This window comes from Streptomyces anatolicus (genome assembly GCF_019400875.1).
GTDB lineage: Bacteria > Actinomycetota > Actinomycetes > Streptomycetales > Streptomycetaceae > Streptomyces > Streptomyces anatolicus.
Window position 1 is genome coordinate 17,199 of sequence record NZ_WMBF01000005.1, and the last position, 23,938, is coordinate 41,136.

The following is a 23,938-nucleotide window of genomic DNA, read 5'->3' on the forward strand; positions in this document are numbered from 1 at the left end:
CGGCCGTCCTCGGTCATCCGGCTGCCGGAGGTTGCGCGGCGAGGCGCGCGGGGGTGTGGAGGTGCTCGCCCACCCGTTTGACCAGGCGGGCCATTTCGTACGCCACGAGTCCGATATCGGCCGTCACGGAGCTGAGGACCGTAAGGCAGGAGCCGTCGCCGGCGGCCGCCACGAACAGGAAGGCGTCATCCATCTCGACCATGGTCTGGCGCACACCGCCGGCCCCGAAATGGCGGCCCGCCCCCTTGGCGAGGCTGTGGAACCCCGAGGCGACGGCGGCCAGATGCTCGGCGTCCTCTCGGGTCAGGGCGGTCGAGGCGCCGACCGGCAGGCCGTCGTTGGACAGAACCACGGCGTGCCGTACCTCACCGACGCGCAGCACCAAGTCGTCCAGCAGCCAGTCGAGTTCACCGATTCGCCCGGCGGGAGTGCTCTGGTCCTGGATCATGCGGGGTCTCCTTCGCTGCCGTCCCTGCCCGATACGGGTCCTGAGGTGTCGGAGGCCGAACCGGCGACGCCACCCGGTCGTGGACCGCCGCCGCGTGCCCAGCCGTCGCGGTAGGCGGCCATGCGGTCGCGCACTTGCTCGGGGCTGCGCTGCTCGTCTCCCCTGGAGGCCTGGAGGGCCTCCGCTGCTACGGAGGGGCGCTCACGCAGTTGAGGGGCGAGGCTCGCCTGACGTACGCGGCGGGGCAAGTCGCCCGACGCTTCCTGGGCGTCCGCGCTCGGGACATCGCATTCTTGTGCGTCCGCACTCGCCACATCGAGTTCCTGAACACCAGCGTGCGCCACGTCGAGAGCTCCGGCGTCGAACGGCCGGGAGTCGCACGGCCCGGAGCCGTACGGCCGGGAGTCGTACCCCCTGTGCGGCCGCAACGTAGTGACACCTGGCGGCTGCGCCTGCACCGGGGCCGACAGGACGGGCCGGGACGGGACGGTTGGAACGGAGACCTCGTGCCTACGCTGCGCCGGGCTTGCGTCCACACTCTCCACCGGACCGCTGTGCAGCAGTGCGGTGGGCAGGAGCACGACCGCGGTGGTCCCTCCGTAGGGTGACGTACGCAGATGCACCTTGATGCCGTGCCGAGCGGCGAGCCTGCTGACTACGAAGAGGCCCAGCTGATCGCTGTCGAACAGGTCGAGCGCTTCGGAGTGCTCGACGCGGCGGTTGGCCTCGGCCAGCATGTCCACCCCCATGCCGAGGCCGCGGTCCTCGACCTCCAGGGCATAGCCGTTGCCGACCGGTTCACCGCTGACCCGCACTTTGGTGTGGGGCGGTGAGAACTGTGCCGCGTTCTCGACGAGTTCGGCCAGGAGGTGCGTGAGGTCGGCGACCGCTGTACCCAGAACCGAGGCGGTGGGCAGTTGGCGAACCTCCACGCGCGCGTAGTCCTCGACTTCGGAGACCGCCGCCCGGACGACGTCGGTCAGGGACACCGGCATCCGCCAGGCCCGCCCCGGGGCGGCTCCGGAGAGGATGATCAGGCTTTCCGCATGGCGCCTCATCCGGGTCGTCAGGTGGTCGAGGCGGAAGAGGTCGCTGAGTTCGTCGGGGTCGTCGGCCCTGCGCTCCATCATGTCGAGGAGGCTGAGCTGGCGGTGCACGAGGACCTGGCTCCTGCGGGCCAGGTTGACGAACACCCCGGAGATCCCGCTGGCGAGCTCCGCGCGCTCGATCGCGGCGTGCAGTGCCGCCCGGTGGACCGTGCCGAGGGCTTCGGAGACCTGCCCCGTCTCGTCCTCGGCAGGCGGTCCCGGCGGCGCCTCGGCACGGATGTCGATCTCCTCACCGGCGCGCAACCGTCGCATGGCGTGCGGGAGTTTGCGGCGGGCGATCTCCAGGGCGCCGTTGCGCAGGCTGACCAGCTCGATGACGAGGCCTCGCCCGATGCGTACGGAGATGACCAGTGAGGCGGCGACCGCGATGAGGCCGAGGAGGACGGCGGCGCCCGCCGGGGTGAGCACACCGTGGGTGAACGGGTCGGTCCGGTCCACGGCGCCGCTGTCCGCTGCGTCCTCGATCGCGTGGAGTTCTTTCCGCACGGCCGCGTAAGCCCTGTCCCAGTCCCCGGCGGGGGCCGCGGCCAGGGCCTTGCGGCCGGGCTCGGCGGCCAGCACCTTGTCCTCGGCAGCCTGGACATCGCCATACGCGCCCGCCACTTCCAGACCACGCCAGGCGGCCCGTTCGGGCCCGCGGAGGTCCGCGACCGCCGCTTCGGTCAGGGTCCGACGGGTGTCGACGGCGCCGGTGAACAGGCGGAGCCGCTCGCCGTCCAGAGTGCCGGTCAGCCTGGCCGCCGCGAGCACGGCGTCCTCGCGCGCCAGCATTTCACCCGCCCTGGAAAATTCGAGCAGCACGCGCGCGTGGGAGCCCGGTTCGGCTTCGTGCATACCCGTGAGCGCACCGCCCACCGCGAAGGCCTGCGAAATCGTCTTCGTGTACTGGACATACGCCTCGTCCCAGCCCGCGCGGCGGTCCAGCACGTCGGTCCGCAGCGAACGCAGCTCCTCGGCTCCGCTCACGAACGCGTCCAGCCGGTCCGCCACGCCGTCCGGGAGTCCCGCTCCGTCGGCGACGGTCCGGTTGTCGCCCAGGCGCAGTCTCGCCACCGTCCGATCAGTGCGGGCCGCCTGTCTCTCCAGGACCTCGCCACGGCCGGCGCCGGGCTTGGCCGCGTAGCGCACGGCGGCGGTGCGTTCTGCCTGGAGCGAGGTCAGAGCCGCGTCCACAGGGGCGCGCACCTCGGCGTGCACGCGCTGCAACTGCCGCAGGCGCGCCACGTCGTGTGCCGTACTGACGGTCGCGTACCCCCACAGGGCGAGCAGCGAGACGACCGGCACCATCAACAAGCACACGATCTTGGCGCGTACGGTGCGGGGGCGTATCCGCCACCGCACCGCACGTGTGGGTGCCTCATGATGTGGCGGCTCGGTGAACTGCTCCTCCTCGTCAGGGCGTTCTTCGCGCTGATAGTCGCTGAGTTCGTCACGTTGTTCGTCAGCGGGTGGGCCTGTATGGGCGCGGCGACCGCGTGCCGGTGGTGATGGCGTGGCGCCATCGACGGGGTCATGGGTCCTACGGGGTGTACGCATGGCCTCCTCGCTCGGATGGGGATCGGGACGTACTCCGGGATGGGGCGTATTCCGGCGTCGCCGCCCTTGCCCGCCGCTAGCGCGCAGCGCTCTCGACCGGACGCTGGGCGGACTCGGAGGCCTCGCGCTCGTCCGCTGTGGGAGACAGCGCGACGAAAGCCGAGGTCAGGAAGAGATAAGAACCGAGGCCAACGGCCAGGGGGAAGATGAACTGCATCGTCGTGGCCCCGGGGAGCACAGCTTCGGAGGGCGTGACGCGCACACTCACCGCGAGCATCCCGGTGTAGTGCATGCTGCTCACCGCCCCGCCCATGACGAGCGACGCTCCCGCGACCGCGAGGGGCGATTTGATGTTGAGTCCGGCCCACAGCGCGGCGGTCGCCGCGACGACGGCGATGACTACGGAGAGACCGACGAGCACCGGGTCGTACCGCACGTCCCCGTGGAGGCGCAGTGCGGCCATGCCCAGGTAGTGCATGCTCGCGACGCCGAGGCCCGTGGTGAGGCCGCCGAGCGCCAGTGCCCGTCCCCGGTCTCGGCCGTATCCGACGGCGAAGACACCGGCGCCCACGACGGCCATCGCGACCAAGAGGCTCAGGATGGTCAGCGGCACGTTGTAGTGGATCTCCGTGCCGGTGACCCCGAAGCCGAGCATGGCGACGAAGTGCATCGTCCAGATGCCGGTGCCCAGCGCGGAGGCGGCGGTGAGGAGCCAGTTCCTGCGCGAGCGCCCCGAGGACCCCAGGGCGCGGACGGTGCAGCGCAGCCCCAGGGCGGCGCCGATGCAGGCCATCGCGTACGACAGCACGGGGGTAAGCCAGCCGAAGGTGGCGTGGTCCAGGTGTCCCATGGCCCAGGGACGCTAGTCCGGCCGGGGGCGCACAACGGGGGCGCATTTCGAAAGCTGGTGGAATATGACAGAGAGAGGGCACTGAAGGATCGCGTCACGGTCGAACGAGTGCGCCCAACGTGCGTGCTGTTCTTGCGGGATCATGGGTCGCATGAGCGACGACCCGACACAAGTCAAGGACTTCTTCACGGCCCGCGCCGCCGACTGGGACACCCGGTTCCCCGACGACGGGCCCGCCTATCAGGCTGCCGTGGCCGAGCTCGGACTCCGCCCGGGCTCTCGCGTGCTCGACGCCGGATGTGGCACGGGGCGCGCCCTCCCGGCCCTCAGGGGCGCCGTAGGCCCCTCGGGAGTGGTGCTGGGCGCCGATCTGACACCGGCCATGCTGGAGGCCGCCAGGAACGCGGGCAGGGATCGCGACGGACAGCTCCTGCTCGCCGATGTGGCGCGGCTGCCGGTGCTCTCCGGATCTCTCGACGCCGTTTTCGGCGCCGGACTGATCTCACATCTGCCGGATCCGGCGGAGAACTTGCGAGAGTTGAGGCGCGTGGTGCGCCCTGGCGGGCTGCTCGCCCTCTTCCACCCGATCGGCCGGGCAGCGCTCGCGGCCAGGCAGGGGCGACAGATCACGCCGGACGATCTGCGGGCGGAGGCCAATCTCCGCCCCCTCCTCGCCGGCTCCGGCTGGCGCATGACGTCGTACGTCGACGAGGACGCCCGCTTCCTCGCCCTGGCCGTACGCGAAGACTGAGCGGACCGGCCTTCAGGGCGTCGCCCCGGCCGACGTGCGGCCCGCCACCTCGGCGGCGAACGCGTCGGCGTTGTCGAACATGACGTTGTGTCCCGCTCCCGGCACGGTCACCACCCTGACTCCGGAAGCCGTCAGAGCGTCCCGCCCCGGGAGGTTCCCGCTCGACGCGCCCTGCAAGTAGACGCGGTCCATGGTCAGCGCCATCAGCATCCGGCGCATCGTGGGCCGCGTCCCCGCTATGAGCCCGACCGCGCTTCGATGCAGGCCGCGGGGGTCGGCAAGGCGCATGGTGGCCGCCCACGTGGGCCCCACCGCATCCAGCACGCGCGCGTAGCCGCCACCGACGAAGTCCTCCTCTTCGTAGCCGGCGATGCCGCTGCTGCCCGCCGTCAGGGGCGGGTTCGGGTCGAGATTGGCTTCCGCGAGGACCAGGCGCGACACGAGGTCGGGGCGACGGTGTGCGAGCACGATGGCCACGGAGCCGCCCATGCTGTGCGCGATCACTTCCGCTGCGGCGACTTGGGCCTCGTCCAGCGCCGCAGCCAACGCCGCCGCGTGCTCCTCCAGCGTGTAACCGAAGTCGGCGGGCCTGTCGCTGATGCCGTGTCCGGGAAGGTCCACGAACAACGAGCGGCGGCCGACCAGTTCGGGCCTGGCGGCGATGTGCGCGTGGTAGACGGTCGAGGTCGCGCCAAGACCGTGGACGTACACCCTTGCCGGGTCGGCGCCGTCAACCTCTGTCCACCGCACGCGGCTCCCCCGCGCGTCGAACCGTGCCTCACGCATGGCTGACTCCCGCTCCCTGTCGTCGTGTGCAGCGCCTCGCCCGGCGCACGAGTCGTCAGGGACGATACATCGCTGACGATGTATTACGTAACTGATGTACCACGCAGACGGCAGGGCATACGGCAGAATGCGGCGCATGCTCGAACTGGCCATCCTCGGTTTCCTCTACGACACCCCCCTCCACGGCTACGAGCTGCGCAAGCGCATCACCGCACTGACCGGGCACGTACGGCCCGTCGCGGAGAGCACGCTGTACCCCGCCATCAAGCGGCTCGAGAAAGCGGGACTACTCGCCCGCGAGACTCAGCCGGGGGCCGTCGCGGCGCCGCGCCACGTCCTCACTCTCACGCCGGAGGGCAGACAGGAGCTGCGCAAGCGGCTCGCGGAACCGGCGCAGGGAGACATCACCGACGAAAACCGGTGGTTCACGCTTCTCGCCTTCCTGCGCCACTTGGACGACGAGGCGGCCCAGAGGGCGGTGCTGCGCAGGCGGCTGACCTTTCTGGAGGAACCCGCGAGCTTCTTCTACGACGGCGAACGGCCGCTGAGCGCGGAAGAGCTCGACGACCCCTTCCGGCGCGGCATCCTCACGATTGCCCGCGCGACCAGCCGGGCTGAACTCACCTGGTTGCGCGCGACCTTGACGTCACTCGGTGGGAGTGACCGTTGAGCTGCCCTTGTGCGGCACCGGGCAGCCTCGAACGCCGGGCACCGGGAACGTGCCGAGCTGGGCGACCTCGTACCCGCCGGGGTATCCCTTGATCTCCCAGTTCTGCCGGGCGTAGTGCGGCGCGCTCCGCGGCGGCATCAGGCGCACGGCACGCCCCCGCAGGCGCACCGCTCCCCTGACCAGCGAACGGGTGACGGCACCCGGCTGGTCGTAGCGGAAGGCGCGCAGCAGGGGTTCGTCCAGCAGGGCGAGGGTCGCGGAGCGCATCACGGGCGCCAGAGGGCGCGGGTACCAGGAGGCCATCAGGTCGAGGGTCGCGTCGGAGACCTCGCGTGCGCCTTCGTCCCAGCCGAAGTTGGCCTCTTCGTAGTCGTCGAGGCAGTTTTCGAACTCTTCGTAGGTGCGGGGGATTTCCTTGATGCCCATGTGCTGGCCGAGGGTGCGGTAATACGCGGCACCGGCGGCCGTCTCATGACGCGAGAGCCTGCGCCAGCCGTAGGAGTCGATCCACCGCTTGGGCATCACCACGAAGGTGCACAGTACGTAGCGCATGTCGTCATTGCTGATGTCGTAACTGCGGTGCATCTGGTTGATGCGGCGGATGGCGGTACGGCCCTCGTCGCTACCGAATCCGTGTTCTACGACGGTGTCGAGGAGCAGGGCTGTGTCGTCGTACCGCTTTTGCGTACGACCCGTCAGTTCAGCTGTGTCCGCGAGCAGTCGGCCGATGCTGGGCACGGCATAGGTGCGGTACAGGGCGAGTTCGAGTGCGCGCGTATAGTCCCAAGGGAATTCGAACGTCGCGGTGAGCCGGTAGATCTCGAGGAAGTCCTTTTCCGGGTCCAGGCGCCTGATCTGCTCGAGCCGCTCGAAACGCTTCACGCGTTGTCCCCTTCTGTGACCGGAACACCAACTCTACTTTGGTGAGGGATGGATGAGTGATCAGCGGGTGAGGCCATACCCGGGGGAAGGCAGACCACATGATTGACAGGCTCCGCAAGTTCTGGCGCGCCGGCAAGGGTGCGGAGGGCGAGCGCCCCCAGGCCACCGACAAGCGCAAACGCCCGCACAATCTCTTCGAAGCGGCCGCTGTCTACGTGGCGGCCTGCGCCGAGGACGATCGGGACCAGATGGACGAGGCCGCGGGGTGGGTCTCCCCGGAGGCCCTGTCCTTCGGTGTCAGCGAACTCGCGTGCCGGGCTGTCATCGCTCTCGCGCGGGAACGTGACGAGTCGCCTCGGGACGTGGCCCGTACGCTTCTGGGGCTGCCCGCCGCCTGATCCTTCGTCCGCCCGGAGAAGTCGGAACGGGGCGAACCCGCGGAGGTTTTGTCGCTCATCCACCTCTCGACGATCTCAGGGGCGGCTGGTTAGGGTGCGCCGACGGATGAAGCGAGGGGAGGCCGGCATGGCCGTGACCGACGACGCCGGCGCCGCCGATGACGACGCGCTGTATGTGCTGACGGCGGTTCTCCTGACACCCGCGAAGTTCCCCAGCGTGCTGGGTGACGACTATCCGGAGGCGTGCGCGGCGCTCGGCCTCGCATCGCTCGCCGCCGGTTACGGACTGGTGCTCGGCCAGGACGGCGATGGCGCGCGATGGACGGTCGTCGTCGACGATGTGTCGCTCGTGGCCGTCGCGATTGCCTCCTGGGACTGCGGGATGGAGTACGACCTGTCCCCTGACGCACGTACTGTCGTGGCCGCACTGCCCGGCTGGCCCCTCGCGGTCGCTGTCGCGGCGCCGGGCGTGCCTGCCCCGCATGACCCGGAGCCAGCCCCTGGGGACGAGGACCAGCAACCGCTCACGCCACCGGAGTCGGACGTGTGGGGACCGGCCCAGCGGCGCCTGGGCGCCGATGAGATAGCCCTGCGATGGGCGGCGTGGCGGGAGCAGATCGACGACGCCGACTTCGCGAGGGACCACCCCGACAGCGCGTTTCCGACGGACCCCGAGAAGGCGCCGTTGACTGGAGTGCGACGAGTACTCGCCGAAGCGCGTGCGTACCTGGACACGCCCCCGCCCCTCGGACGAGTGCGGTCGTCTTTCGCTTCGGGAGACGCCCGCATCCTGCGGGCCGACGGTCCCGGCTGGTCCTTGGTCGCCAGGACCGACGACATCGCCTTCGTGCTCCTGGACGAGGAGCCTGGCGAGGTGTTGCCCGTCGGCCGCGGACCTGAGCTACCGGAGCTCTTGAAGGCCCTCGACGAGATGGCGGTCCGCCCTTCATGAGCGCGCACTACAGCGGTCTCAGCGCCCTATCTCCTTGCGCGTGACCCGGCGCAGCCTGCGCCGCTGCCCGGGGTCGAGCGTCAGATAGGCCGCCGCGGGCACTCCGAGCACGATCAGGAGTGCGGCCCACCACGGCAGCCAGAACAGCATGATGAGTCCGGCCGCCACACCTCCTGCGGCGATCTTCGCGTTCCTCGACATGTGTGTCGCCTCCTTCGCGGCTGGTGCCGCTCTCTGTCTGGGAAAACGGGATCTGACCTCGTACGGTTCCAGGTCGCGACCCTGAGACATCCCTGACAGACCCCTGAGTCGACCCCTACTGCCCCCACCGCCTACTGAGTGCCCCCCGCCGGCGTCGCCCACCGCCTACTCGACCCGCAGAGGCTCACCGACTTCGTACATGTGGCGCAGGACCTGTCGGTAGGAGTCGACGAATCCGGCCTCTGTGTAGGACATGCCCACGGCGGCGCAGTGATCGCGTACGACAGGCTGGACAAGGCGCAGGTGAGGCCGGGGCATGCTGGGGAACAGGTGGTGCTCGATCTGGTAGTTGAGCCCGCCGAGGAACCAGTCGGTGACCGGGCCACCGCGGATGTTGCGCGAGGTGAGAACCTGCCGGCGCAGATGGCCCCAGCGCTCGCCGTCCGGGTCGGGCATCTCCATGCCCTTGTGGTTGGGCGCGAAGGCGAGCCCGAGGTGCAGGCCGAACAGCGCCTGGTGGATGGCGGCGAAGACGATCGCGTGACCCAGCGGCATGGCGGCGAGCAGCAGCGTCACGTACCCCACGAGGTGAGCGACGAGAAGGAGCCCTTCCACCACGCGCTCGCGCGGAGACTGACGTCGCAGGTCCTGGAAGCCGTAGAGCTTCATGGCGATGCCCTGGAGGAGCGTCAGCGGGAAGAAGAGCCAGGCCTGGTTGCGGGTGAGCCACCCCCGGAAACCCACCCGGAGCTTCGCCTGCCGGCGGGTCCAGACGAGGACATCGGCGGCGACATCGGGGTCCTTGTCGACGTGGTTGGGGTTGGCGTGGTGCCTGTTGTGCTTGTCGTTCCACCAGGCGGAGCTCATCCCTAGGAGGAGATTGCCGTGTACGAGGCCGATGGCTCGGCTGATGGACCGGTCGCCGGTTATCTGCGCGTGCCCCGCGTCATGGCCGATGAATGCCGTTCGGGCACACAGGATGGACAGGACGGGGGCCAGCAGCAGCACCCACCAAGAAGCTCCGATGACGAACATCCCGGTACCCACAGCCACAAGCGCCAGAGCGTTGGCCGCGATGGTGCGGGTGTACCAGCCGGTGCGGCGGTCCAAGAGGCCCTTCTCCTTGACGGTGCGCAGGAGGGGCGTGAAATCACTTCCGGTGGCCTGCTTGCGGGCGCCGGGGGAAGGGCGTTCCGCGACTGCTGCCTGGGGCATGGGTGGGTCTCCGGTCTGCGTGACGGCGGGGCTGACCTGATCAAACGTAGGGCGAGGTGACCTGGGGCAACCATGGCGCCACCACCCGTGTTCAACGGGGGACAGCACCGCCCGACAGGGGGTTTGATGACACCCCTCCGAGGGGAAGTGATCGGGATCACCCTCGACACACGTCCGCCGCATGCTCACCGTGCTGTACTCTCGGCCGCTCCGGTGTCAGTAGTCAAATTTGAGGAATGCGCTATCGCTGTGCCAAGGCTCCCCGTTGTCTCCGCCTCCGAGATCTCCGAACTGTCGCGCTGTTCCGTACTCTTCGTGCCCGCCGATCCCGCGCGCGGGGGGCAGGTCGCCTTCTGGTGTCCCGATGGCACCGAGCCGCCTTCGGTCGGTGACGCCGCTTTCGAGGAGCTGGCCGTCGCCGTCCCTACGGACGACGGCGTCGAACTCAGTGCCGTGCCCGCGGTCCTGCTTCCGGTACGCGCCGCGCTGCCCGTCCTCACGCGCGCGCGTGCCGCGTCGGGGACCCACCCGACAGCTGCCTTCTGGGGGACGGCAGGGGTCCTCGCGCTGCAACTCGCTGCCCGTGGACTGCTTTTGCCGGGCCTGACGGCCAGTGATCACGATTCCTGGCGAGCCGGCCCGTTGGGGGCCGAGGATCTGCAGCGACTACGTGACCTCGCCGCGGCGATGCCACCGGCCGCCCACTCGCTGCCGCTGGACGCCGACGCGCCTCTGCGGCTGCCCGAGCCGGAGCGGCTGCTGCGCCAGTTCCTCGATGCCGTGGCCGATACGCTGCCGCGCTCCCCCGCCGCAGCCTTGGCGGCAGGCGGGCCCGTCTTCGCGTCGATGGAGCCACAGCACGTTCCCGAACAGCGGTCCTGGGCCACGGACGTGGCGGCGGGTCACGACGCCGGGGTACGGATCTCGCTGCGCGTGGAGATCCCCGGCCTCGTCTCGGTCACCGAGGACGGCACCCGGCTGACCTTCCGCGCAGTTCTGCAACTGCACAGCGTCAGCGACCCCACGCTGGTGGCGGACGCCGCCGAGGTGTGGGCCGGGGGCGGGACGACGGAACAGGCCTTCGGTCCGCGGTCCCGCATGGACGCCCTCCTGGCGCTGCGACGTGCCACGCGCGCGTGGTCCCCGCTCGCCCCGCTGCTTTCGGCCACCGTGCCCGACGCGATCGAACTCGCCGACGAAGAGGTCACCGATCTCCTGGGCGAGGGCGCCCGGGCGCTCGCGGGCGCGGGCGTCGACGTGCACTGGCCGAGGGAATTGGCGCGCAGTCTCACCGCGCGCGCGGTCATCGGTCCGCCGGACGAGGAACAGGACGGAAACGGCAAGAGCCCGGACAAGCCGACGTCCGACACACCCTCGTTCCTCTCCCCCGACGCCCTGCTCGCCTTCAACTGGCGCTTCGCACTGGGAGACCAGCAGCTGACGCGCGCCGAACTCGACCGGCTCGCCGAAGCGAACCGTCCCGTGGTGCGCCTGCGTGACCAATGGGTGCTCATCGCTCCCGAGGAGGCACGCCGCGCCCGCGACCGGCTCGACCGCAAGGTCACGCCGATCGACGCCCTCAGCGCCGCCCTGAGCGGCACCACCGAGGTCGGAGGGCAGCGCGTCGACGTGGAGCCGACGGGGTGGCTCGCCACGTTGCGCGAACGGCTCGCGGACCCGGAAGGCATGGAGCCCGTCGGCCAGCCCGAGGCACTCGCGGCTGAGCTTCGCGACTATCAGCTGCGCGGTCTGAACTGGCTGGCGCGGATGACCTCGCTCGGCCTCGGTGGCTGCCTCGCCGACGACATGGGCCTCGGCAAGACGATCACGTTGATCTCGTTGCATCTGCACCGCCAGACCCAGAAGGACACAGCGGGGCCCACGCTGGTGGTCTGTCCGACGTCATTGATGGGCAACTGGCAGCGTGAGATCGAGAAGTTCGCGCCCGGCACGCGCGTACGGCGATTCCACGGAGCCCAGCGCAATCTGGAGGGCCTTGCGGACGGCGAGTTCGTACTCACCACCTACGGAACGATGCGGCTCGACTCGGAGAGGCTGGGCCGGACCCCCTGGGGCATGGTCGTCGCCGACGAGGCGCAACACGTCAAGAACCCGTACTCGGCAACGGCGAGGCAACTGCGCACCATCGGGGCACGCGCGCGCGTGGCGCTCACCGGCACCCCCGTGGAGAACAACCTCTCCGAACTGTGGGCCATTCTGGACTGGACCACTCCCGGCCTGCTCGGCAAACTCAGCACCTTCCGCACGCGCTACGCCCAAGCCGTGGAGGGCGGCGCGGATCCGGGCGCGGCCGAGCGCCTCGGGCAGCTCGTGCGGCCGTTCCTGCTGCGCCGGCGCAAGTCGGATCCAGGGATCGCGCCCGAGTTGCCGCCGAAGACGGAGACCGACCGTGCCGTCTCGCTCAGCGCGGAACAAGCGGGCCTCTACGAGGCCGTCGTGCGGGAAACGCTCGCGGAGATCTCCGGGGCCGACGGTTTCGCGCGCCGCGGGCTGATCGTCAAACTCCTCACCGGCCTCAAGCAGATCTGCAACCACCCGGCGCAGTACCTCAAGGAGGACAAGCCGCGGATCCCGGGACGCTCCGGAAAGCTGGAACTGCTCGACGAGTTGCTGGACACGATCCTCGCCGAGGACGCGAGCGTGCTCGTCTTCACGCAGTACGTCCAGATGGCCCGGCTCATCGAGCGGCATCTGGCGGACCGCGGTGTCCCGTCGCAGTTCCTGCACGGCGGCACGCCCGTCGCGGAGCGCGAGGCGATGGTGCAGCGCTTCCAGGACGGCGAGGTCCCGGTCTTCCTGCTGTCCCTGAAGGCAGCGGGTACCGGGCTGAACCTGACACGCGCCGAGCACGTCGTGCACTACGACCGCTGGTGGAACCCCGCCGTCGAGGCACAGGCCACCGACCGTGCGTACCGCATCGGGCAGACGCAGCCGGTGCAGGTGCACCGGCTGATCGCGGAGGGCACCATCGAGGACCGCATCGCCGACATGCTGCTGCGCAAGCGGGAGCTGGCCGATTCCGTTCTCGGTTCGGGCGAGGCCGGACTCACCGAGCTGACCGATGCCGAACTGTCCGACTTGGTGGAGCTGCGAGGGGGCACGCGATGAGTGACATCCATGACGAGGCGTACGGAGCCGAAGACGGCGACGGGCGCGGCGACGGAGCCACCGACGAGCGCACGTTCGAGGCCATGCCGCCCGCGCACGGGCGGGGCTTCGCGCAGACCTGGTGGGGTCAGGCCTGGCTGAAGGCGCTGGAGGACACGGCCCTGGACCTGGGTCAACTCAAGGCGGGGCGTCGGCTCGCGCGCGCGGGTGCCGTGGGTGCGGTCTCGGTGCGGCCTGGCCGGATAACGGCGGTCGTCCAGGACCGCGACGGCACGCCACACCGTTCCGACGTGCTGCTGCAAGAACTGAGCCCCGAGGAGTGGGACCGCTTCCTGGGGATGGCCGTCGAGCGGGCCGGGCACATCGCGGCGCTCCTCGACCGCGACATGCCGCCGCACTTGGTGGAGGACTCCGCCGCGGCGGGCGTCGAACTCCTGCCGGGCATCGGAGACCTGGAAGCGGAGTGCGACTGCGAGGCGTGGGACCACTGCGGGCACACGGCCGCCCTCTGCTACCAGGTGGCGCGGCTGCTCGACCAGGACCCCTTCGTGCTCCTGCTGATGCGGGGCCGTGGGGAACGCGAGCTGCTGGACGAACTGCACGTGCGCAGCCTCACTCGCGCCGATTCCCCCGAGCCGCGTGACGAGCCTCAGGAGGCGGCTCCAGAGGGCGTCAGCGCCGCGGAGGCGTACGCGGACGGCACCATCCTGCCTCCGCTGCCCGGTCTGCCCGCACTGCCCTCCGAGCCAGGCCTGCCGCCCACGCTCGACACGGAGGTCGGGCCCGCGCAAGGCCTCGATGTGGAGGCGGTGGAGTTCCTGGCGGCACAGGCGGCCGTCGAGGCCTACCGGCTGCTGGCGGAGGCGCTCGCTCCGGGCCATGACCGGCTCGCGGTCGAGGATGAGCTGAGCGTGCGTGAGGATGCCGTACGTCTGGCCGCCGCTGATCCGGGTCCGGCGGTCGAGGCCCGGCTGGCCGCGGCGTCCGAGCATAGCCGTGACGGTCTCGCGCTCGCCGTCCGGGCGTGGCGGTACGGGGGGCGGGCCGCGCTTCGCGTACTCGAGGAGGAGTGGGTTCCCGAGGAGGATGTGCTGGCACGCGCGCGTGCCGCGCTCTCAGCGGCTTGGGATGATGGCGAGCGCCCGGAGCTGCGGGCCGCACGCAATCGGTGGACCGTGGTCGGCTCGGACGTTCAGCTGCGCCATGGGCGCGACGGCCGTTGGTGGCCCTACCGCAAGGAGCGGGGTCGCTGGACCCCGGCGGGACCGGCGGCTCACGACCCGGCGACTGCTCTGGCCGTGGCGAGCGGCAGCGAGTGACAAAGGCGCGCTCGGCCCGATGATGGCGGGGAGGCGCGGACACCGGTGCTTGGCCGAAAAGCAACGCGGCGCTCACCGGCGTGTTCGCGCCGCGCACCGGTGCGCCGGGAACACCGGCGCACGCACTCACCCTGGTCAGCGATTGAGCGCGGCCATGTCATCCGCGAGCGTGGAGGACGTCGGGACCAGGGAGGTCTGACGGCAACGAGCCGTCCCCGGGCTCGGCAGCGGGGAACCGGATGCGTCAGCTCTGCCGGCGCGACCTACGTGAAGGGGGTGACCAGGGCACCGCGCCCCATCACGGCTGAACGGATCGGTGGTTGCCGACGTCGCCTCCTGCCCCTCGCGGGAGGCGACGTCGGCGCCGGTTCTCCGGAGGCCGGCGCCGTACTCCCGCTTCAGCCGCGTGCTCCCAGGAGATGGTCCATGGCCAGTTGGTCGAGGCGTTCGAACGCCATCCCGCGCGCGGCGGCCGCCTCCATGTCGAAGGCCTCGTAGGCTCCCCGGTCGGCGAGCAGCCCGGAGAGCCCGTCGTCGGCCGTGGGCAGCGCGAGCTCGTCGAGACGGGAGGCGCTCAGCGCCTCGCGCACCTCGGGGTCGGCACGGAAGGCAGCCGACCGCTCCCGAAGGATCAGGTAGTTGCGCATGCAGCCGGCGGCCGACGCCCACACCCCTTCGTAGTCCTCCGTACGGGGCGGCTTGAAGTCGAAGTGGCGCGGCCCCTCGTAACCGCCCCTCTCCAGGAGGTCCACCAACCAGAAGGCGCTGCGCAGATCGCCCGCTCCGAACCGCAGGTCCTGGTCGTACTTGATGCCTGTCTGGCCGTTCAGGTCGATGTGGAAGAGCTTGTCCGCCCACAGTGCTTGGGCGATGGAGTGCGGGAAGTTCAGTCCCGCCATTTGTTCATGGCCCACTTCGGGGTTGACGCCGAACAGTTCGGGCCGCTCCAGTCGCTCGATGAAGGCGAGGACGTGACCGACCGTGGGGAGCAGGATGTCGCCGCGCGGCTCGTTCGGCTTCGGCTCGATCGCGAAGCGCAGGTCGTAGCTCTGGGAGGTGACGTACTCGGCGAGCAGGTCGAAGGCCTCCTTCATGCGGTCGAGTGCGTCGCGTACGTCCTTCGCGGCCCCGGATTCGGCTCCTTCCCTGCCGCCCCAGGCGACGTAGGTGTGCGCGCCCAGCTCCACCGCCAGGTCGATGTTGCGGATCGTCTTGCGCAGCGCGTAACGGCGAACCTCGCGGTCGTTGGCGGTGAACGCGCCGTCCTTGAAGACGGGGTGGGTGAAGAGGTTCGTGGTGGCCATCGGCACTATCAGGCCTGTCGCGTCCAGTGCCTGTCGGAAGCGCTTGATGTGGCCTTCGCGTTCCGCGTCGGACGACCCGAACGGGATCAGGTCGTCGTCGTGGAAGGTGACTCCGTAGGCGCCCAGTTCGGCGAGGTGGCGCACCGAGTCGGCTGGGTCGAGCGCACTGCGTGTGGCGTCACCGAACGGGTCACGTCCCTGCCAGCCGACGGTCCACAGGCCGAAGCTGAACTTGTCCTCAGGAGTGGGCTGGTAGTTCATGTGCGGCTCCCTCGACTATTTCGTCATGGCCCTTTACAAATTAGTATCCGGAGGCTCCGCTGGGAAGGTCGGGGAGGAAACTCCGGGACGTACCCGGGCGAGCCGCAGGAACGGAGACCGCTCATGTCATCAGCGCCCTCAGCACAGGGGCCCCTTGTCGTCGGCGTGGACAGCTCCACGCAGTCCACCAAGGCACTGGTCGTCGACGCCGCCACGGGCCGGATCGTGGCGAGCGGCCAGGCGCCGCACCGGGTCAGCGCGGGCGAGGCACGTGAGAGCGATCCCCAGGAGTGGTGGGAAGCGCTGTGCGCTGCTCTGCGGCAGTGCGGTCCCGTGGCGCGGGAGGCCGCTGCGGTGTCGGTCGGTGGCCAGCAGCACGGGCTGGTCACGCTCGACAAGGGCGGCAACCCGGTGCGGCCCGCTCTCCTGTGGAACGACGTGCGCTCGGCCGCGCAGGCGCGGAGCCTCCTGGAACGGCTCGGCGGCCCCAAGGAATGGGCCGACCGGCTGGGCAGTGTGCCGGGGCCCTCCTTCACCGTGACGAAATGGGCCTGGCTCACGGAGCACGAGCCGGCCGCCGCCCGCTCCACAGCCGCCGTCCGCCTGCCCCACGACTACCTCACCGAACGCCTCACAGGGCTCGGCACGACCGACCGCGGTGACGCCTCGGGGACAGGCTGGTGGGCGTCGGCTTCGGAGACGTACGACGAGGAGATCCTCGGCATGGTGGGGCTGGACCCGGCGTTGCTCCCCCGCGTGGCGCGTCCCGGTGAAATCGTCGGCACAGTGCGCGACGGCGGTGAACTGCCCTTCTCCAAGGGCACGCTGGTCGCCCCCGGCACCGGCGACAACGCAGCGGCCGCCCTGGGCCTCGGCCTACACTCGGGCACTCCGGTACTGAGTCTCGGCACCTCGGGCACCGTGTACGCGGTCTCCGAACATCGCCCCGCGGACCCGACCGGCACGGTGGCGGGCTTCGCCGACGCGCGTGGCGGGTGGCTGCCATTGGCCTGCACGCTCAACTGCACGCTGGCCGTCGACCGGATGGCCGCGCTGCTGAACCTGGACCGGGAGGCAGTGGCACCGGGCGGCGCGGTCACGCTCCTGCCCTACCTGGACGGCGAGCGGACGCCGAACCTCCCCCACGCCACCGGGATGGTGCACGGCCTGCGACACGACACGACACCCGGGCAGTTGCTCCAGGCGGCGTACGACGGAGCCGTGCACTCGCTGCTCGGCGCTCTCGACCGCGTACTGGACACGGACGCCGACAGGTCGCTCCCGCTGTTGCTCATCGGAGGCGGAGCGCGCGGCGCCGCCTGGCAGCACACCGTACGTCGCCTCTCCGGGCGTCCCGTTCAGGTGCCCGAGGCTCAGGAACTGGTCGCGCTCGGTGCCGCCGCGCAGGCGGCAGGCGTACTCACCGGCGAGGACCCGAGCGCGATCGCGCGGCGCTGGGGCACCACGCAGGGGCCCGTGCTCGACCCCATGGAGCGGGACGACGAAACGCTGTCCCGGATCTCCGGGGTACTCTCCGACGCGGCGCCGCTCCTGGACAGGGCGCCCCATGGGGAGTGAGGGCTGACCGAGGCATGACCGCACCGCTGCACGACAGGGACTCGGGTACGTCGGCCGCACGGCCGCACGACAGGCACTCGGGTACGTCGGGTGCGCGGCTGCCCGACACCCAGCAGGGGATGCGGCGCCGCAACCTCTCACGGGTCATGCACACCGTGGCCGCGCACGGCCCCCTGTCCCGTGCCGCCGTGGCCTCCAGGATCGGGTTGACGCGAGCCGCCGTCTCCACGCTGGTGGACGAGTTGATCCGCTCCGAACTCCTGGACGAACTCGGGCCCGAGCGGCCCGGGAGGGTGGGCCGCCCCGGTTCAGCTCTCGCGGTCAGCGCGCGGGGTCCCGTGGGCGTCGGGGCGGAGGTGGGCGTGGACCATCTCGCGGTCTGCGCGGTCGACCTGCGCGGCGAGACGCGTGCACGTGTCATCCAGCAGGTCGGCAATCGCGGGCGCCCACCCGAGCCGGTGCTGCGGGAACTCGCCGCCCTGGTGCGACGCGTCTGCGCCGAGGCCCGCTCGGCGGGCCTGTCCCCCGCGGGTCTCGCGGTGGCCGTGCCGGGCCTGGTCGCCAGGGACACACACTCGGTCGTCCGCGCTCCCAACCTCGGCTGGCACGACATCGACCTCGGGCCGCACTTGCCCCCCGAGCTACCGCTGACGGTGGACAACGAAGCCAATTTCGGGGCGCTCGCCGAGCTGTGGCTGGGCGAGGGCACGCCGGAGGACTTCCTGCACGTCTCGGCGGAGATCGGCATCGGCGCCGCGCTGGTCATCGATGGTCGGCTACTGCGCGGAACGCACGGTTTCGCGGGCGAGTTCGGCCATATGCCGGTGTGGCCAGAGGGTCCGAGCTGCCCCTGCGGTGGTCGTGGCTGCTTGGAGCAGTACGCGGGCGAGAAGGCGGTGCTGCGCGCAGCGGGGCTGGAAGCGGGCGAGGACCGCGTCGCGCTCCTCGCCGAGCGCGCCGCGGCCGGTGACAAGGCGGTGCGGCGAGCGCTGGGCGGCGCGGGGACGGCACTCGGCATCGCGCTCACCGGCGCCGTCAACCTGTTGGATCCACGGGCGGTGGTGCTCGGCGGGGCACTGTCCCGACTCGCGCCGTGGCTGCTTCCGTCGCTGGAGCGGGAGCTGGCAGGGCGCACGGGAGGCCGGGCCTGCGGGGTCACGGTCTCCGGGCTCGGGTCAGACGGGCCTCTGCTGGGCGCGGCACACTCGGTCGCTCGGGCGGTGCTGGATGATCCGGCGGGGGTAGGCGCTGCGGGATAGGAGCATCGCGGCTCCTACCGCGGACTGCGGCGCAGCTGGTTCGGCGAACCCCGGCATGGCTGCGTCGGCGACCTCAGCGCTGATCACTCCACTCAGCTCCACAGCCGCCGGGTCCCCCATTCGAGTGGCCGAGATTTCCACAATCTCGATGCTGTGCACAGATACGAGTTTCACCCTTCCACCCCAACCGGCAAGCGCCGTAACGTAATTCACGCGAGGCGCTGCCCCGGCGTGGTGACGGCGGCGTCCTCGCGGATCGGGGGATTCACATGTCGGGGGAGAATGATCCGGGGCTGCGCCGTGAGCCCATCGGGCTCCGCGAGTCCTGTTCCAGAGCGTTACGGCAGTGGCCTGGCCGCGTCCACCTCGACGACAAGCCCATGCCCGTGCCCGATCAGAACGTTGGCCTTTCGGACCAGAGTGGAGCAGTGCAGCGATGAGCGACCCCCGAATTCTGACCGTACGGCCCGAGCCGGGCGAGTACGCCTGGACGTTCGGCGGCGCCCCGCCCGTGGCGCGCATCGCCCCGGGCACCGTTCTCGACCTGTTCACGGAAGACTGCTTCGCCGGAAACGTGCGCTCGGAGAAGGACCTCGTCTCCCAGGTCTGCGAATTCCCGTTCCTGAACCCGCAGACAGGCCCCTTCTACGTGGAAGGCGCGGAGCCCGGCGACACCGTGGCCGTGCACTTCGTGTCGATCGAACCGGCCCGTGACTGGGCGGCCTCCACGACAGTCCCTCTGTTCGGCGCTCTCACCTCCACGCACGCGACCGCCTCGCTCCAGCCTCCGTTGCCCGAGGCCGTATGGATCTGGCAGCTCGACCGGGCTCGCCGGACCGCGCGGTTCAGCGCGCGGGACGGTGACTTCGAGGTAGATCTGCCCATGGACCCCATGCACGGCACGGTCGGGGTAGCCCCGGCCAACCTGGAGGTGCGCTCGGCACTCGTGCCCGACGCCCACGGCGGCAACATGGACACACCCGAGATGCGGTCGGGCGTCACCTGCTATTTGGGGGTGAACGTGGAAGGCGCCTTGCTGAGCCTGGGCGACGGGCACGCGCGGCAGGGCGAGGGCGAGACGTGCGGGGTCGCGGTCGAGTGCGCCATGAACACTGTGGTGATCGTCGAACTCCTCAAAGGGGTGACCACTCCCTGGCCCCGCCTGGAGTCCGATACGCACATCATCTCGACCGGATCGGCACGCCCGCTGGAAGACGCGTTCCGCATATCCCAACTCGACCTCGTGCAGTGGCTGGTCCGGGATTACGGCTTCGGCGAGCTGGACGCCTATCAGTTCGCGACGCAGACCGTCGAGTCGCCGCTCGCCAATGTCTGCGACACCAACTACACATGTGTGGCAAAGCTCCGTAAGGAATGGCTGCCCGCGCGGGAGACACACCGCGGTCTGCACGCCCGGCTGCGCGAGACAGCCGCCACGCTCCCTCAGGGAACAACCCTACGCACCTCCTGGTAGCCGACACCGCTCTTTCCCGTGCAGTACACCCGCCCGTCCAGTCGTCCCCCTCCCCACCCACCGAGAGGCAGGCCAGTCATGGATCGAACAAGACGCTTCCCGAGCAGGCGCCGACTGCTCCAGGGCGCGGCCGCCGCCGTGCCCGCGGCACTCCTGCCCGTCGGCCACGCGGACGCCCAAGCCCTGGCCGTCGACTACCCCGCCGCCGAGTGGGTGCCGGCCAGCACGTCCAACTACACGGCCGCCAACCGCCCCAGCACCTATCCCATCGACTACGTAGTCATCCACGTCACCCAGGAGACATACGCGGACACGCTCGCCATCTTCCAGAATCCGGCGAGGAAGGTCTCGTCCCACTACGTGGTGCGTTCCCAAGACGGTCACATCGCACAGTGCGTCCGCGATCGCAACGTCGGTTGGCACGCGGGTAATTGGACCTACAACACGCGCAGTATCGGTATCGAGCACGAAGGATGGGTCGACAAGCCTCAGTACTTCACCCACGCGATGTACGAGCGGTCCGCCGCGCTGACCGCCGCCGTCTGCTCGAAGTACGGCATACCCAGGGACCGGGAACACATCATCGGTCACCACCAAGTTCCCGGCTCGGACCACACGGACCCCGGCCCGTACTGGGACTGGACGCGCTACATACGGCTCGTCAACTTCGCCTGAGTAGCTGCCTCGACGCACTCCACCTTAGAACGAGCAGTCCCGCACTTCGCGGCACGCTTGTCGGCTTCCGTTTCCGGGACGACGATGGCACGACCGCGTCACTGCATCGCCGTCCCGGGAGGCCGAGTTGACCGATCCATGGGTGGCCCTGGAGCCGGGCGCCGACCCCGCCGAGCGGGTGCGGGTGCTGCGCCGGGCGCACGAGAGGTTCACCGCCGCGGGGACGGTGGTCCGCCCGGTGCGTTCCGTTGTGGCCGAGTCATGGCGCAGGTCGGCCAGGGCGCGTGTCAGTCCGGAGGGCGACGGCGCCGCCGTGGAGCTGACCGACGGCGACCTCGGGGCGTATCGGGCGGAGCATCCGCTGGCGAAGGTGATGCCGCTGTTCCGTGAGTTGATGGGCACCTTCGCAATGGATGGGGAGCATCTGCTCGCCGTGTGCGACGCGCAGGGCAGGTTGCTGTGGGTCGAGGGGCATGCGGCGACGCGGCGGCACGCGGGGCGGATCAACTTCGTGCCGGGGGCGCGGTGGGCGGAGTCCGCCGTGGGGACCAACGCGCCGGGTACGGCGGTCGCCGTGGACCGGCCGGTGCAGGTCTTCGCCACCGAGCACTTCATGCGGCATGTGCAGCCGTGGACGTGCGCGGCGGCTCCGGTGCACGATCCGCGCACCGGGAGGCTGATCGGGGCCGTCGACATCACCGGCGGGAACGGTCTCGCGCATCCGCACAGCCTCGCCTTCGTCCAGGCGGTCGCGAGGGCGGCGGAGTCCCAACTGGCGCTGCTGGCCCCGTCGGCGAGGGCCGGGGGCACGGTCGAGGTCTCGGCACTGGGCCGGGACGAGGCGCTGCTCGTGGCGACTGGGCGGAAGGTGCGGCTCAGCCGTAGGCACAGCGAGATCGTCGTGCTGCTCGCCCGTCATCCGGAGGGGCTGAGCGGGGACGAGTTGCTGTGTGCGCTGTATGAGGACGAGTCGGTGCCGCAGGTGACGTTGCGGGCGGAGATGGCGCGGCTGCGGCGGGTGCTCGGGGCGGAGCTGCTGCGGTCGCGTCCGTACCGCTTGGCCGTGCCTGTCGAGTGCGATGTCGACACGGTTGAGCGTCGTCTGGGCGCAGGCGCGGTGGCGGCGGCCGCCGCCGCGTACGCCGGGCCGCTGCTGCCGCAGTCACAGGCGCCCGCCCTGGTCCGCCTCCGGCGCAGGCTCGCCGACCAGCTACGGGCGGCGCTCATCGACCGGAGCGACCCTGACCTGCTGGCGGACTGGGCCCACGCTCCGTGGGCCGAGGACGACCTGGTGGCGTGGCGGGCGCTGGCCGCGCTGCGCCCGACGCCTGCCGTCCTGGCCCGCCTGCGGGAACTGGACACCGAGCTGGCCCTCGCCGGACCGCGCCCCGAATCGGCGCGCTGCCCGCCCCGGATCTCCGAGTCGACCGCCACGCTGCCGTCACGCCGCCCACCCAAGCGGGCCACCAGTACCACCCACTGAGGGCGCCCACCGACAGAGGAATAGAGGCATAGAGGGAACGCAACCTAGATGCAACGTCCGTGGTTCTAGCCTCCGGGCGAGAGCTGCCCAACGGCGGGCAGTCTTCCCCGGGAGGCCAGCCAAGATGACCCGTTACGCAGCGCCCGGTACCGAGGGCGCGATCGTCTCCTACCAGTCGCACTACGACCACTTCATCGGCGGCGAGTATGTGGCTCCCGCCCGTGGCCAGTACTTCGAGAACCCCAGCCCGGTCAACGGGCGGCCGTTCACCGAGATCGCCCGGGGGACCGCCGAGGACGTCGAGCGTGCTCTCGACGCGGCGCACGCGGCGGCGCCCGCTTGGGGGCGGACCTCGGTCACCGAGCGCGCGGACGTTCTGCGGAAGATCGCAGACCGGATGGAGGCCAATCTCGAACAGCTCGCGGTCGCCGAGAGCTGGGAGAACGGCAAGCCGATCCGCGAGACGCTGGCGGCCGACATTCCGCTCGCCATCGACCACTTCCGTTACTTCGCGGGCGTCATCCGGGCGCAGGAGGGGTCGCTGAGCGAGGTCGACGAGGACACCATCGCGTATCACTTCCATGAGCCGCTCGGTGTCGTCGCACAGATCATCCCGTGGAACTTCCCGATCCTCATGGCCACATGGAAGCTGGCCCCGGCACTCGCGGCGGGCAACGCGGTCGTCCTCAAGCCCGCCGAGCAGACCCCGGCCTCCATCCACTACTGGATGAGCCTGGTCGCCGATCTGCTGCCGCCGGGCGTGGTCAACATCGTCAACGGTTTCGGGGTCGAGGCGGGCAAGCCGCTGGCCTCCAGCCCGCGCGTCGCGAAGGTCGCCTTCACCGGGGAGACCACCACGGGGCGGTTGATCATGCAGTACGCCTCGGAGAACATCAAGCCGGTGACGTTGGAGCTGGGCGGGAAGTCGCCGAACATCTTCTTCGACGACGTGTGGGCCGCCGACGACGACTTCCGGGACAAGGCGCTTGAGGGCTTCACGATGTTCGCCCTGAACCAGGGCGAGGTCTGCACCTGTCCGTCGCGGGCGCTGGTGCAGCGCGGGCAGTACAGCGAGTTCCTCGAAGCGGCGATCGCCCGCACCGAGCAGATCAAGGCCGGGCACCCGCTCGACACCGACACCATGATCGGCGCGCAGGCCTCCAACGACCAGCTGGAGAAGATCCTCTCCTACCTGGACATAGGTCAGCAGGAGGGCGCGAAGGTGCTGACGGGTGGCCAGCGGATCAATTACGACGGTGAGTTGGAGGGCGGCTACTACGTCCAGCCGACGATCTTTGAGGGCGACAACCGCATGCGGATCTTCCAGGAGGAGATCTTCGGCCCGGTCGTCTCGGTCGCGTCGTTCATCGACTTCGACGACGCCATCAAGATCGCGAACGACACGCTCTACGGGCTGGGTGCGGGGGTGTGGACGCGGGACATCAACACCGCGTACCGGGCGGGCCGTTCGATCCAGGCGGGGCGCGTCTGGACGAACTGCTACCACGCCTACCCGGCGCACGCGGCGTTCGGCGGTTACAAGCAGTCGGGCATCGGCCGCGAGACGCACAAGATGATGCTGGAGCACTATCAGCAGACGAAGAATCTGCTGGTGTCGTACTCGGCGAAGAAGCTCGGCTTCTTCTAGACGCACGGAA

The 23,938-nt window shown here is 70.2% G+C and carries 20 protein-coding genes; 12 read left to right on the top strand and 8 right to left on the bottom strand.

Annotation, left to right across the window (positions count from 1 at the left end; translation table 11 throughout):
- Positions 1-13: 13 nt before the first annotated feature.
- From GKQ77_RS01255 to GKQ77_RS01265, 3 genes are all read right to left on the bottom strand, one after another.
- A complete protein-coding gene (locus tag GKQ77_RS01255) occupies positions 14-448 on the bottom strand; it encodes a roadblock/LC7 domain-containing protein (RefSeq protein ID WP_219686704.1) in 435 nt (144 codons plus the stop codon).
- On the bottom strand, positions 445-3,093 hold the full coding sequence (locus GKQ77_RS01260; RefSeq protein WP_219686705.1) for a sensor histidine kinase: 2,649 nt from the start codon (positions 3,091-3,093) through the stop codon (positions 445-447). The genes GKQ77_RS01255 and GKQ77_RS01260 overlap by 4 nt, the downstream gene beginning before the upstream one ends.
- 76 nt (positions 3,094-3,169) lie before the next feature.
- Positions 3,170-3,943, bottom strand: a complete 774-nt coding sequence (locus tag GKQ77_RS01265) for an MHYT domain-containing protein (protein WP_219686706.1) — start codon at positions 3,941-3,943, stop codon at positions 3,170-3,172.
- 151 nt (positions 3,944-4,094) lie between these two features.
- Here GKQ77_RS01265 and GKQ77_RS01270 point away from each other — a divergent pair, with 151 nt between their 5' ends.
- On the top strand, positions 4,095-4,694 hold the full coding sequence (locus GKQ77_RS01270) for a class I SAM-dependent methyltransferase (RefSeq protein WP_219686707.1): 600 nt from the start codon (positions 4,095-4,097) through the stop codon (positions 4,692-4,694).
- A gap of 12 nt (positions 4,695-4,706) precedes the next feature.
- Here GKQ77_RS01270 and GKQ77_RS01275 read toward each other — a convergent pair whose 3' ends face one another.
- Positions 4,707-5,480 (bottom strand): alpha/beta fold hydrolase, encoded by a 774-nt coding sequence (locus GKQ77_RS01275; RefSeq protein WP_219686708.1) that lies wholly within the window; start codon positions 5,478-5,480, stop codon positions 4,707-4,709.
- 136 nt (positions 5,481-5,616) lie between these two features.
- On the opposite strand from GKQ77_RS01275, the gene GKQ77_RS01280 reads away from it, so the two are divergent.
- Positions 5,617-6,150, top strand: coding sequence for a PadR family transcriptional regulator (locus GKQ77_RS01280; protein ID WP_219686709.1), 534 nt, complete (start codon positions 5,617-5,619; stop codon positions 6,148-6,150).
- Here the strand turns inward: GKQ77_RS01280 and GKQ77_RS01285 are convergent.
- Positions 6,127-7,032, bottom strand: a complete 906-nt coding sequence (locus GKQ77_RS01285; protein WP_219686710.1) for an oxygenase MpaB family protein — start codon at positions 7,030-7,032, stop codon at positions 6,127-6,129. The genes GKQ77_RS01280 and GKQ77_RS01285 overlap by 24 nt on opposite strands.
- A 98-nt stretch (positions 7,033-7,130) precedes the next feature.
- Between GKQ77_RS01285 and GKQ77_RS01290 the strand changes: the two genes are divergently transcribed.
- Positions 7,131-7,430 carry a hypothetical protein gene (locus GKQ77_RS01290; RefSeq protein ID WP_219686711.1) on the top strand — a complete coding sequence of 100 codons (300 nt, stop codon included), beginning with the start codon at positions 7,131-7,133 and terminating at the stop codon, positions 7,428-7,430.
- A gap of 127 nt (positions 7,431-7,557) precedes the next feature.
- A complete protein-coding gene (locus GKQ77_RS01295; RefSeq protein WP_219686712.1) occupies positions 7,558-8,382 on the top strand; it encodes a hypothetical protein in 825 nt (274 codons plus the stop codon).
- An 18-nt stretch (positions 8,383-8,400) separates the two neighbouring features.
- Here GKQ77_RS01295 and GKQ77_RS01300 read toward each other — a convergent pair whose 3' ends face one another.
- A complete protein-coding gene (locus GKQ77_RS01300) occupies positions 8,401-8,583 on the bottom strand; it encodes a tail-anchor membrane protein (RefSeq protein ID WP_125510991.1) in 183 nt (60 codons plus the stop codon).
- A gap of 165 nt (positions 8,584-8,748) precedes the next feature.
- Positions 8,749-9,798 carry a fatty acid desaturase family protein gene (locus GKQ77_RS01305; protein ID WP_219686713.1) on the bottom strand — a complete coding sequence of 350 codons (1,050 nt, stop codon included), beginning with the start codon at positions 9,796-9,798 and terminating at the stop codon, positions 8,749-8,751.
- Positions 9,799-10,047: 249 nt separating this feature from the next.
- Here GKQ77_RS01305 and GKQ77_RS01310 point away from each other — a divergent pair, with 249 nt between their 5' ends.
- Both GKQ77_RS01310 and GKQ77_RS01315 read left to right on the top strand, forming a co-directional pair.
- Complete coding sequence (locus GKQ77_RS01310) at positions 10,048-12,927, top strand: SCO1167/SCO6262 family helicase (protein ID WP_308117506.1); 2,880 nt, start codon at positions 10,048-10,050, stop codon at positions 12,925-12,927.
- Positions 12,924-14,246, top strand: a complete 1,323-nt coding sequence (locus GKQ77_RS01315; protein WP_372459815.1) for an SWIM zinc finger family protein — start codon at positions 12,924-12,926, stop codon at positions 14,244-14,246. Before GKQ77_RS01310 ends, GKQ77_RS01315 begins: the two co-directional genes overlap by 4 nt.
- A gap of 398 nt (positions 14,247-14,644) precedes the next feature.
- Here GKQ77_RS01315 and xylA read toward each other — a convergent pair whose 3' ends face one another.
- Positions 14,645-15,811, bottom strand: a complete 1,167-nt coding sequence (xylA, locus tag GKQ77_RS01320; protein WP_219686715.1) for a xylose isomerase — start codon at positions 15,809-15,811, stop codon at positions 14,645-14,647.
- A 123-nt stretch (positions 15,812-15,934) separates the two neighbouring features.
- Here xylA and xylB point away from each other — a divergent pair, with 123 nt between their 5' ends.
- From xylB to exaC, 6 genes are all read left to right on the top strand, one after another.
- Positions 15,935-17,389 carry a xylulokinase gene (gene xylB / locus GKQ77_RS01325; RefSeq protein ID WP_219686716.1) on the top strand — a complete coding sequence of 485 codons (1,455 nt, stop codon included), beginning with the start codon at positions 15,935-15,937 and terminating at the stop codon, positions 17,387-17,389.
- Positions 17,390-17,403: 14 nt separating this feature from the next.
- On the top strand, positions 17,404-18,648 hold the full coding sequence (locus GKQ77_RS01330; protein ID WP_219686717.1) for an ROK family transcriptional regulator: 1,245 nt from the start codon (positions 17,404-17,406) through the stop codon (positions 18,646-18,648).
- A gap of 436 nt (positions 18,649-19,084) precedes the next feature.
- The gene (locus tag GKQ77_RS01335) at positions 19,085-20,122 is read left to right on the top strand and encodes an acetamidase/formamidase family protein (protein ID WP_219686718.1); all 1,038 of its coding nucleotides are present in this window, start codon (positions 19,085-19,087) and stop codon (positions 20,120-20,122) included.
- Positions 20,123-20,200: 78 nt separating this feature from the next.
- Entirely contained in the window at positions 20,201-20,797 is a 597-nt protein-coding gene (locus tag GKQ77_RS01340) for an N-acetylmuramoyl-L-alanine amidase (protein WP_219686719.1), read from the top strand.
- Between the two features lie 127 nt (positions 20,798-20,924).
- Positions 20,925-22,280 (top strand): GAF domain-containing protein, encoded by a 1,356-nt coding sequence (locus GKQ77_RS01345; RefSeq protein WP_219686720.1) that lies wholly within the window; start codon positions 20,925-20,927, stop codon positions 22,278-22,280.
- A 124-nt stretch (positions 22,281-22,404) separates the two neighbouring features.
- Positions 22,405-23,928 (top strand): acetaldehyde dehydrogenase ExaC, encoded by a 1,524-nt coding sequence (gene exaC, locus GKQ77_RS01350; RefSeq protein WP_219686721.1) that lies wholly within the window; start codon positions 22,405-22,407, stop codon positions 23,926-23,928.
- Positions 23,929-23,938 lie beyond the last annotated feature (10 nt).

Coding starts and splice junctions, on each gene's coding strand:
- GKQ77_RS01255 (WP_219686704.1), bottom strand. CDS start 448: ATGATCCAGGACCAGAGCACTCCCGCCGGGCGAATCGGTGAACTCGAC.
- GKQ77_RS01260 (WP_219686705.1), bottom strand. CDS start 3,093: ATGCGTACACCCCGTAGGACCCATGACCCCGTCGATGGCGCCACGCCA.
- GKQ77_RS01265 (WP_219686706.1), bottom strand. CDS start 3,943: ATGGGACACCTGGACCACGCCACCTTCGGCTGGCTTACCCCCGTGCTG.
- GKQ77_RS01270 (WP_219686707.1), top strand. CDS start 4,095: ATGAGCGACGACCCGACACAAGTCAAGGACTTCTTCACGGCCCGCGCC.
- GKQ77_RS01275 (WP_219686708.1), bottom strand. CDS start 5,480: ATGCGTGAGGCACGGTTCGACGCGCGGGGGAGCCGCGTGCGGTGGACA.
- GKQ77_RS01280 (WP_219686709.1), top strand. CDS start 5,617: ATGCTCGAACTGGCCATCCTCGGTTTCCTCTACGACACCCCCCTCCAC.
- GKQ77_RS01290 (WP_219686711.1), top strand. CDS start 7,131: ATGATTGACAGGCTCCGCAAGTTCTGGCGCGCCGGCAAGGGTGCGGAG.
- GKQ77_RS01295 (WP_219686712.1), top strand. CDS start 7,558: ATGGCCGTGACCGACGACGCCGGCGCCGCCGATGACGACGCGCTGTAT.
- GKQ77_RS01300 (WP_125510991.1), bottom strand. CDS start 8,583: ATGTCGAGGAACGCGAAGATCGCCGCAGGAGGTGTGGCGGCCGGACTC.
- GKQ77_RS01305 (WP_219686713.1), bottom strand. CDS start 9,798: ATGCCCCAGGCAGCAGTCGCGGAACGCCCTTCCCCCGGCGCCCGCAAG.
- GKQ77_RS01315 (WP_372459815.1), top strand. CDS start 12,924: ATGAGTGACATCCATGACGAGGCGTACGGAGCCGAAGACGGCGACGGG.
- xylA (WP_219686715.1), bottom strand. CDS start 15,811: ATGAACTACCAGCCCACTCCTGAGGACAAGTTCAGCTTCGGCCTGTGG.
- xylB (WP_219686716.1), top strand. CDS start 15,935: ATGTCATCAGCGCCCTCAGCACAGGGGCCCCTTGTCGTCGGCGTGGAC.
- GKQ77_RS01330 (WP_219686717.1), top strand. CDS start 17,404: ATGACCGCACCGCTGCACGACAGGGACTCGGGTACGTCGGCCGCACGG.
- GKQ77_RS01335 (WP_219686718.1), top strand. CDS start 19,085: ATGAGCGACCCCCGAATTCTGACCGTACGGCCCGAGCCGGGCGAGTAC.
- GKQ77_RS01340 (WP_219686719.1), top strand. CDS start 20,201: ATGGATCGAACAAGACGCTTCCCGAGCAGGCGCCGACTGCTCCAGGGC.
- exaC (WP_219686721.1), top strand. CDS start 22,405: ATGACCCGTTACGCAGCGCCCGGTACCGAGGGCGCGATCGTCTCCTAC.